The following is a 9,352-nucleotide window of genomic DNA, read 5'->3' on the forward strand; positions in this document are numbered from 1 at the left end:
TTCGTCGATCCGGCGCATCAGGGCAAGATCGCCATCGGATATCCCGGTCCGGTCCCGCCGCAATGGAAAGACATTGCCGAGAGCAAAGGATTTCGTGTGGTGGGACGTGTCCGTAACCGGTACCACATCGTATTAGAATGCAAGAAATGCAGCGGACACACCGTGCAGAAAGTCTTCGTGCTCAGGACTGCCACGCCTTTGTGCGCAGCCTGCCAGGAGACAAGAGGCCGAGATAACGCTGAAAACTGCGGCTATCGCTTTCTGAAGCGCGACGAGCACGACCGCCATTATGCTCACTACCTGCTCCCATGCGGCCACACGGTCCGTCGACAATTCGTAAGCGTAGCAAACTACCCTTTTTTTGGGCTAGCTGAACCAAAAGTCCGAATGATAGGCCTCTCTTCACCTTTGAAATCAGGAGGGAAGAATGGCGTCAGTGGACATCTGGGGCTTCAAGGTCGGGCTCTCGACCGATGGCAGGAAGATCTGGCCGAAGTCGATCAAACGTGAAGCGGTCCGCCGGGTTCGGGACGAAGGCTGCCCGGTCAAATTGATCGCCGATGAGCTCGGCACGCGAGATACGCTTGTGCGCAAATGGGTCAAGCTGGCGGAAGCGCGGACTATCCATGACGGGCGTGAAAAGCCCAAGCCTTTTGCCGAAGTCAAACTGGCTCACGAAACACCTCGCCTGGTTGAACCCAGCAGGGAGAGCGGCTCAAGTGGTCGGCTGCTTGTCGGCGGCGTCTGCCTCGAGTTCCCGCTGAACATTGCTGATGCCGAGCTGGCGAAGCTGATCCGCGTCGCGGGGCAGTTCTCATGATCTTTCCGTCGAGCACCTTCAAGATCTATCTGGCCACCGATCCCGTCGACTTCCGCAAGGGGATGGATGGCCTTGCCGCCCATGTGATGCGCTGTTTCGACCTCGACCCGTTTTGCGGCGCTTTCTTCGTCTTCCGCTCCAAAGGGAGCGACAAGGCCAAGGTGCTGATGTGGGACGGAACGGGTCTCGTGCTGATCTACAAGCGTATCGAGGGCCGCGGTTTCGTCTGGCCGAAAATGCAGGGCGGCACGGTGACGCTGACGAAGGCGCAGTTCGAGGCTCTGTTTGAAGGCCTTGATTGGGGACGGGTTGCGACCGCCCATTACACACATCCGAAGATCGCCTGATCAGGCGGTTTCTCTCCTTCTTTTTCTTGTATCCGGACATTGCAGTATGATGCGTATCCCCTTTGTCGAGGCTAAGCTGTTCCCGGTCGGCGATAGCGAAGCCGATCTTGAATACCGATTTGAAAACCACCTACGCAAGCTGCGCGAGGACAAGCAGTCTGTCGAAGAGGTCTCCGACGAGGACGATTGGCATCGCTCGAGAGACATTGTGACAAGTCGCGACCGGGCACGGATCAGGCGATGGGCAGTACGGATCATCAAGGGGCGGGAAAAGGTTTCCGGGATCATGCATCTGCGGCCCGAGGACCGCAAGGCGATCGAAGTACTGAATGCTGGCGTGCAAGTGGTCGAAATCGAGAGCGAGGCACGCGCTGATGAGATTGCTGCAGCGCTTCACGCAGAAATGCCATGGATGGCGCCGGCGACAGAGCTGTTCTGGCAGGCGATGCGGCTATCTGTTCGCTCGGGCATGGCTGGCTTCCGCCTTCCGCCTCTGCTTTTGAACGGGCCGCCTGGCATCGGCAAGTCGGTCTGGGCCCGCAAGGTAAGCCAAGTGCTTAAGGTTCCGCTGCGGACAATTGACGCGGCTGGCGAACAGGCCTCTTTTGCTGTCGCGGGCTCCCAGCGCGGTTGGGGATCGGCGCATCCCGGCAAGCCGATCCAGACGGTGATCCAGCACAAGGTTGCCAATCCGATCATCGTTATCGATGAGATCGAGAAGGCGGGCGTTGCAGTCTCGACAAACGGGGCGCGATGCAGCCTGCCCGATGCATTGCTTTCATTGCTGGAAACAGCCACGGCGGCGCGGTGGGAGTGCCCTTACTACCAGCTCAGGTTCGATATGTCGTGGATCGGCTGGATCCTGACATCGAACAGTCTTGCCGGCATTCCGGAACCGCTGCAAACCCGGTTGAACGTCGTGAACCTTTCACCCGTGCCGCCATCGGACATGATCGCATTCGCTCGACGAGAGGGAAGAAAGCGCAGACTTTCGGAGTTGTCCGTCGATGTGATCGCCGAGGTTATCGAGCAGCAGCAAACGCGGCGGCGGCCCCTGAACCTGCGCTCGATCAACCGCATGCTGGCACGCGCGGAGGTGCTGGAAAAGCAGCCGGTGCTGAATTGACTGGAGCGGTCCCCGGTTCCCTGGCATGTTCGCTGCTGAAAGCGGCATTCAAGGCGGATAGTTGCGAACAAGGCTGCCGGCCCGAAACAATTCCTGCCATTAACCAGAAGCGACGCCATCTTGCTTCAGCCAAATGATGCATCCGGCCAAATAATCCCGGGCATCAGCTGAAAGGCGGGCTATGCCCGCACGGCGGGCCAACTCGAGCACCGGATCGTCGCTACTGTCAATCTCTTGCGCGTGGACGTCATAAAGACTTGCGATCTCTGTGCGCGATATTTCCCTGATACTACGATCCAGGCCTGCTCTGTAGGTGATGCGTTCGCGATAACTGTCCTTCTTCCAGACGAACTCAACCCCGTTTTCGGAATGGACATCACAATCGCCGAGACATTCCCGAACACGCTCGGCGATGCGGCGGCCTGTTCTCTGCCAGCCATGCACAGCCGAGATCCGTCGTCCCAGCAGGGCTACCGGCAACGGACCTTCTTGCTCGACGATCCTTGCAATGAGGCTCTTCAGGACCGGATCGTAGGATCTGTCATAGAATGCTTCGGCATCGGGAGCCCGATCCTGCCCCTGTTCGAATGTATGGGAGGCATTACCGGGTGTCGCGCGCGCGACCAGACGCTCCTGCCACTCGGTCTCGTCGGATTGCGCCTCGACGGGCGGCCGGAGCGGAATGATTTCTGCCTCAACGACCGGCGCGCCCGGTTCGTCTGTATCTTGCCCGGAGGCTTCCGCCGCAGAAAGGGCTTCCTCTGGTTCGGGTACCGTTCCATCATTTCCGGAGACCTGCTCTTCGGCTTCCCGCCTTGTCGCTGCTGCGCTTCGCTCTTCCCGGTCCGCCTCCAGACGCTCGACCAGCGCAAGATGAATGCGGTCGATGACAGCCTGCCTGTTTCTGAACCAATCCGTCGACCATATCCTCAGAATGGTCCAGCCCAGTCCCTCAAGGACAGCCTGCCGGACCTTGTCTCTGTCTCTTGCGGTTGCTGACCGGTGGTAGGTGGCGCCATCGCATTCGAGCCCCGCCAGATAGGCGCCGGCGTGGTCTGGGTGGACGATGCCGAGATCAATGCGGAATCCGGAAACCCCGATCTGTGAGCGAACCTCCCAGCCCCTTTGTTGAAGAGCAGTCTTCACGGCAGCCTCGAACGGACTTTCGACCGGACCAACGGAGCCTTCGTCCTGCGCCGGCAAAGCCACGGTCCCGCGTGCGGCGAAATCGAGGAAAGCCTTGAGGTGCTTGACCCCAATCGCCTTCGTTCGTGTTAGGTCGATTTCATCCGCGGAGATCGACGCGAATATATGGAGCTCGCGCCTCGCTCGGGTCACGGCCACATTCAATCGTCTTTCACCGCCATCCCCGTTCAGCGCACCGAAAGCCATGGAGAGTTTGCCGGCAGCGTCGTGGCCGAAGGTAATCGAGAACAGCATAACATCGCGTTCATCACCCTGAATGTTTTCAAGATTCTTCACGATAACCGGCTCTTCACGGGCATCTTCAAAGAACCATTCGAGATCCGGATTGTCGCGACGCTCCGCATCGAAAAGGTCGAGGATCAGACTTTGCTGTTCGCCATTGAAGGTGATGACGCCGAGCGTTTGGCGGTCGTCTTCGGGAAGCTGCAGCCATTCATTCATCCGTGCGACGGCCATCTTGACGATGGCGCGTGCCTCGGTTTCGTTAGTGCGCCCCTTACCGCGGGCGTAGACGCCGTCAACACGATGAAGCTGGACAGCCATCGACTGGGTTTCCGGCGAGGGAAAGGTCACCAGCCTGCCGCCGTAATAGTGCCAGTTCGAAAAGGCGATGAGCGATTCATCCCGGCTGCGATAGTGCCAGTCGAGCTGCTGTGTCGGAATGCCCGCGGCTTCGACCTCATCCAGGATGGAGGAGAGATCGCGCTCGATCTCGGGCACATCTTCCTCGGAGTCGTCGCTGCGGCCAAAGAAGTTTGTGGGCGGCAATTGCTTCGGATCGCCGACGATAATCGCCTGTTTTCCACGTGCGATCGCGCCGATCGCGTCCCAGGTGGTAATCTGCGAGGCTTCGTCAAAGATCACAACATCAAAAGCGGCCTGACCGGCCGGCAAATATTGGGCAACGGAGAGGGGCGACATCAGCACGCAAGGGGCAAGCTTGGTGAAGGTTCCCGGCATTTCCGAGATCAGCGTACGGATCGGCATGCTCGGGCGCTGCAGCGAGAGCTGATAGCGCAACGTTCCAAGCTCTGATCGCTTCGGAACGCCGTCACGCGTGGGCAGACCATGCCGGATGCGATGCAGGACCTCGCTTGCGGCAATTTCCGCAGCGCGGCTGTCGAGTGCGCGAAACTGCTTGATCCTGTCTTCGTGAGACCAATGCGTGAACCTGCGCAGACAGATTTCAGCATCCATTGCCAGCGGCAGCCACCACGCGGCATAAGCCGTTTCAAAGGCATCGGCAGTGGGCATGGTCAGCGAACCAGTTTCAAGGGCGCTGACCAGATTCTCGAGCCCGAATGTCCGCGCCTGTTCGCGGACTTCAACCCACTGCACCCAGTCGGCAAGAAAGTCCTTGTTGTCGAGGATGGTCTGCAGGCCCGCGCCGAATTCCCTCAGGGGCATTGCCTTCGGCTCCGAACCGGCCAGCTTTGCAAAGGCGGTGGCCTCCTCATTCCAGCGATCATAATGCTGGCGGAAGGTCGTGATCCTGTCTCTCAGATCGTCACGGCTGCGGGCCGCCAGCGCCTGTGTGGCGTTGGTCCAAACGGCAGCATCGGCAACCTCGGACGTGAACCGGTCCAGCATGTTGCGCATCGCTGTCGCTTCTGCGAGCCAACGGGCAAGGTGATCGCCATCGGTCTCGGTTCCCGCAAAGAGCGGGCAATCCTTCAGCGCGCTGGCGTCGATCTCGGCACGGCTTTCGCGCGCCTCGCTCAGCGCCCTGATATCGCTCGCCGGGTTGGCTGCCCCCGCCGTCGCATAGGTCTGCAGAAGCTTGCGAACCGATGATTTGGCAAAGATCGAGAGCGGCCAGATTTTCGTCTGGGCAAGGCGCCAGTCGGCGTCGAGCTTTTCAAGCGGTATCGATTTCAGCCGTTCCATCGGGTAACTGGCGGCAAGCTGTTCGGTTGCGTCTTGGTAGCCGCGCAACAGTTTGGTCAACTGCGCAATGTCAGAGGCCAGCTTGTCGGGATCACGCGAAAGCGCCCAGGAAACATCCTCACCATGCGCAGGGATATCGGTCAAAGCCACGAGTTTCTCAACCCGCCCCGGCGAAAGCGCCGCGTCAGGGGAGAAGCCGGCCGCAGCAGCGAGATGCTCTGCAGCCTCGATCAATTGCACCGACAGAGCCTTCAGCGATGCCGCTTTCGCGAGAAGCTCCGCTTGCCAGGTGAACGACCAATCATCGACGCGGACGAGATCGAGCGCCGGCCTTTCGCGTACAATCTCGTGGCGCCGGCCCAGTGTTTCAGACAGACGCTTCAGGTAGGCATAGCTTTCCGCATCATGAGCGTCTTTGTTATCGAAACCGAGCGAAAAGCCGGCGTCTCCGGCTGCGGCCCGACCGATCGCCTGATAGACGCTGAACCCTTGTGTACCTTGAAGATGCAAAGCCTTCACATACGCATTCAGGCCCTCTCGCGTGAGGACCAGCTCTTCCGTCACCTTGATCCATTCGCCGGGCGAGGCATCGGAGATGCGCTCCCAGCTGCGGCCGAGCTGATCGAGAACGGACTTGCGGTCCGCCTTGTTGGAATGAAGTTCGAGAACAGCATCGCCGAGGCCGTTGGCCGCCAGTCGCCTGTAAACGACATCAAGCGCCGCTGACTTTTCTGCAACGAAAAGCACTGTCTTGCCGATTGCAAGGCACTGCGAGATGATGTTGGCGATTGTCTGGCTTTTACCCGTACCCGGAGGGCCGATCAGGACGAAATCATGTCCCTCCTGGGCGGCGAGAACGGCGGCGAGCTGCGAAGAGTCGGCGGGAAGCGGCGTGAACAGGTCCTTTGGCTGAATGCGTCGATCGACGTCGGTAGCGACAGGCAGGCCCTCGGCGCCGTCAGGCAGAAACGGTTCTGCCGGGCTGTCAACAAGGTGCTTGACCAGCGCGCTTTCGCGCAGACTGTCGGTCCTGTCGACGAGGTCTTTCCACATCAGGAACTTGGCGAAGGAAAAGGTCGAGAGCGCCACATCCTCGACAACTTCGAAGCCGGCGACATCCCTGACCTTGCGTCGCATGGCCTCGAAAATTCTCGGCAGGTCGTAACCGCTCTCATCATGAGGGAGATCACCCTCAAGCTCGGGAATGGAAAGGGCGAAGTCCCGCTTCAGAAATTCAAGCAGCGTGAAATTGAAACGAACATCATCTTCGTGATGTTCGATGATGAAATCGGACTGTGCCGAACGCCTTGTCAGTTTGACGGGAATGAGAACCAAAGGCGCGCGGTAACTGCGGGTATCACCTTCGGTTTTCTTCCAGCGCAGGAAACCGGCGGCCAGAAAGAGCGTATTGGTTCCGCCTTCCTGAAGATCGCTGTTTGCGCGACGGTAGAGCTCAAGCAGCCTGTTGTTGGCCTCCTTGCCCGTCAGGGGCACGGCAATCTGTCCCTTGGCAAAAGCGTCTCGTGCGACCTCGACCAGCATTTGCTGTTCATCGGAAATCAGAAGATCCCTGTTGCCGAGAGGATCTTCGTCCTTGAGCGGCAGGGTCCTGAATTTCTTGCCGTCGGCCAATTGATCCTCGAGTGTGGATACATCAGGGCACAGAAACGGCAGCGTCTGTTTTGTATCCTTGAAGTTCAACAGTCGATTGCGGAGCGAAAGGTCCAGCAGTTTGCGCTGCCAGCGCGAAATCCTGTCCGCTGCAGTCTTCGGCTCCTCTTCGACCATATCATCTGGCAGCAGACCAAAATCGAGCGGTTTGGGCAGAGCGGCCGGGCTCGCAGGGATTTCTGCGCTCTGAATAGTATCGTCGGCACGATGGCTTGCAAGCGGCCTGATCCGCGCTGCGCGGGCGCGTCTGATGTCGACGGCAAGCTGGAATGTGTGCTCGTTACGCTCGGCCGTGTGTTCCCGACCCGCCGCCGCTGCTTCTTCTAAACCAACTGTCGGCCTCCTCGTAAGGAGGGTGGATTCCAGCATGACAAACTCGCGCGCGTCGGTGGCCTTGCGCACCGTCATGACGTCAGGCTCGGAGATCGTTCCGAAATCACGGTCGGTCAGCCAAACGCCGACCCAGGCATGGCCCTCGGAAAACAGCACCACCGGGTTGAGCCCCGCCGCTTCGAAGCAGGCGGCGGCAAGCAGGGAAAGGTCAAGGCAGGTGCCGAGCCCTTCGGCGCGTATGCGCGCAGGATCCCGAATCTTCTGTCCTCGCACTTCGAAGGACGCTGGCGGCACAGCATAGGTCAGGCCAAGGCCGGTGAGCGCCGACCAGATCGCGCCGGCCAGCATCCATGTCCGCGCCGGGCTGTTGGACTGATATCCGTCGATGGCACCATTCTGCCCTGTTGCTTCAAGAAGCTTTGCCGCATCTTTGAGAACCGCCGCCAAAACGGGTTCATTCGGAGAAACATAGGCTGCAAGCAGATGGGCCATTTCGCCAATGCCGCCCCATTCGTCACGGGCGAGCATCTCGATCCGGCGTGTCTCTTCATGAAGGATCGCACCGCCAGCTTCCACCTTGAGACACAATTCGCCAATTTCGGCCTCGTTCAGGCCGGCAAGCATGGCATTGTCAAGCGGCGTGTCTAGTTGTGACAGCGCTTGCTCGCCGTCCGCAGCAATGCGGTCAATGGGCCATGTTTTCGGGCGGATAAGCGCGGGATGACATTCGAGTGAAACCTTCACATTCTCCAAGGGTAGCTCGCTCAAGTTCCTGAGGACAAGCCGCTTGAGAATAGAAACCCCATTTTGGGATGATGAAAAATTGACCCGCGATACGACGTCGAGTTCCACCTCAGTAGGATTTCGAACTTCTTCAGTTGAAGTATTAAAAGAGTTTTCTTCCAACTTTTGCGCCCCCATTGCCCGTCCTGGGAGCATCATTGCTGCACACTGACGACGAGTCAAACCCATCCAGCTGCTCTTCCGTAATGGCGAATCCGTTCCGCTGCCTTCGGGCGCAAGTAAAGCGAATCACTACCCTGTGACGGCTCTGACGTCGCCCCCAGAGCAGCAAAAGAGCGCCAGTTTCGGTTCAACAGAAGAGGAAAATGTCCGCATGAGCCGCACTTTCTTAGTTCTAAAGCGCCGATTCTCGAAAAATGCGAAAAAGTCGTGCGAATTTCGCGAGATTTCCAGAAAAAGAAGCGGATTCTTCGAAAGATAAACCTGAATATAGCACTTTATGCTGCTGCTTCCGCATCTGCGATGCGCTTCACCTTCTTAGCAATCATCAGATGATATGCGAAAAATGAAAATGGTTGTATTTTTTAATCGTCAATTCAATCTTAGGTTTAGTTACCAAAAGAACCCACCACTCACAGTGCGTTTTCATTCATTCAATCATTCATAGATAAGTGAAGCTGTTGACCGGAATAGTGTTACGGATAATGGTGAAAAACCGACACCCAAGAAAAGACCAGCTAAGGCATGAGCGTATCAAGTATGAGCTCGCTCGCCGCGGCTTGTCCTTGGCACAGATTGCACGTCAGGCAGGCGTCGGCATCTCGGCTGTAAGTTCCGTATCGATCGGCAGAAGCCGGTCCACCAAAATCGAACAGCACCTGGCTTCCGCCTTGAACATGGACGCTGCCCAGCTGTTTCCGGAGCGCTACCCCGACACCAGCAAAGGAGCTCCAAAATGACCTAAGCGTATCTCTGGAGCTCTGAAAAAGGTTGAGGCTCGAAGGATTGCCGTCCTAACGAGCCTCGTAAAATCGTGCAGCACGATCTTCCTCTTTTATCTCATAGATATCACTAAAGAGCAACCGTGCGCAGCTCTGGCTTGCGCCACGATGACTGCTGCCTGACAGCAGCAGAGAAAAGACAAAACATGAAAGATCCGAAAAAGTCCGGCGCCCGGCGCGCCCGGTCAGCGAATAATGCTGCTCAATCCACGCCGAA

6 protein-coding genes are annotated in these 9,352 nt (G+C 58.2%); 4 read left to right on the forward strand and 2 right to left on the reverse strand.

From position 1 onward, the window contains the following. Window positions 1-427: 427 nt before the first annotated feature. From K7H91_RS24920 to K7H91_RS24930, 3 genes are read left to right on the forward strand one after another with little or no spacing between them, the layout of a single operon-like run. Window positions 428-820 (forward strand): transposase, encoded by a 393-nt coding sequence (locus K7H91_RS24920; RefSeq protein WP_230722866.1) that lies wholly within the window; start codon window positions 428-430, stop codon window positions 818-820. Further along, the gene (gene tnpB / locus K7H91_RS24925; protein ID WP_230722867.1) at window positions 817-1,167 is read left to right on the forward strand and encodes an IS66 family insertion sequence element accessory protein TnpB; all 351 of its coding nucleotides are present in this window, start codon (window positions 817-819) and stop codon (window positions 1,165-1,167) included. Before K7H91_RS24920 ends, tnpB begins: the two co-directional genes overlap by 4 nt. Before the next feature lie 46 nt (window positions 1,168-1,213). Then, window positions 1,214-2,293 (forward strand): AAA family ATPase, encoded by a 1,080-nt coding sequence (locus K7H91_RS24930; RefSeq protein ID WP_230722868.1) that lies wholly within the window; start codon window positions 1,214-1,216, stop codon window positions 2,291-2,293. 99 nt (window positions 2,294-2,392) lie between these two features. On the opposite strand, the gene K7H91_RS24935 is transcribed toward K7H91_RS24930, so the two are convergent. Further along, window positions 2,393-8,311 (reverse strand): DUF3320 domain-containing protein, encoded by a 5,919-nt coding sequence (locus K7H91_RS24935; protein ID WP_230722869.1) that lies wholly within the window; start codon window positions 8,309-8,311, stop codon window positions 2,393-2,395. Window positions 8,312-8,838: 527 nt separating this feature from the next. Between K7H91_RS24935 and K7H91_RS25945 the strand changes: the two genes are divergently transcribed. Then, complete coding sequence (locus tag K7H91_RS25945; RefSeq protein WP_419197525.1) at window positions 8,839-9,093, forward strand: helix-turn-helix domain-containing protein; 255 nt, start codon at window positions 8,839-8,841, stop codon at window positions 9,091-9,093. A gap of 54 nt (window positions 9,094-9,147) precedes the next feature. On the opposite strand, the gene K7H91_RS24940 is transcribed toward K7H91_RS25945, so the two are convergent. Then, the coding region (locus K7H91_RS24940; RefSeq protein ID WP_230722870.1) for a hypothetical protein at window positions 9,148-9,352 on the reverse strand (205 nt) is incomplete at its 5' end.

The organism is Martelella mediterranea (genome assembly GCF_021021415.1).
Taxonomy (GTDB): Bacteria; Pseudomonadota; Alphaproteobacteria; order Rhizobiales; family Rhizobiaceae; genus Martelella; species Martelella mediterranea_C.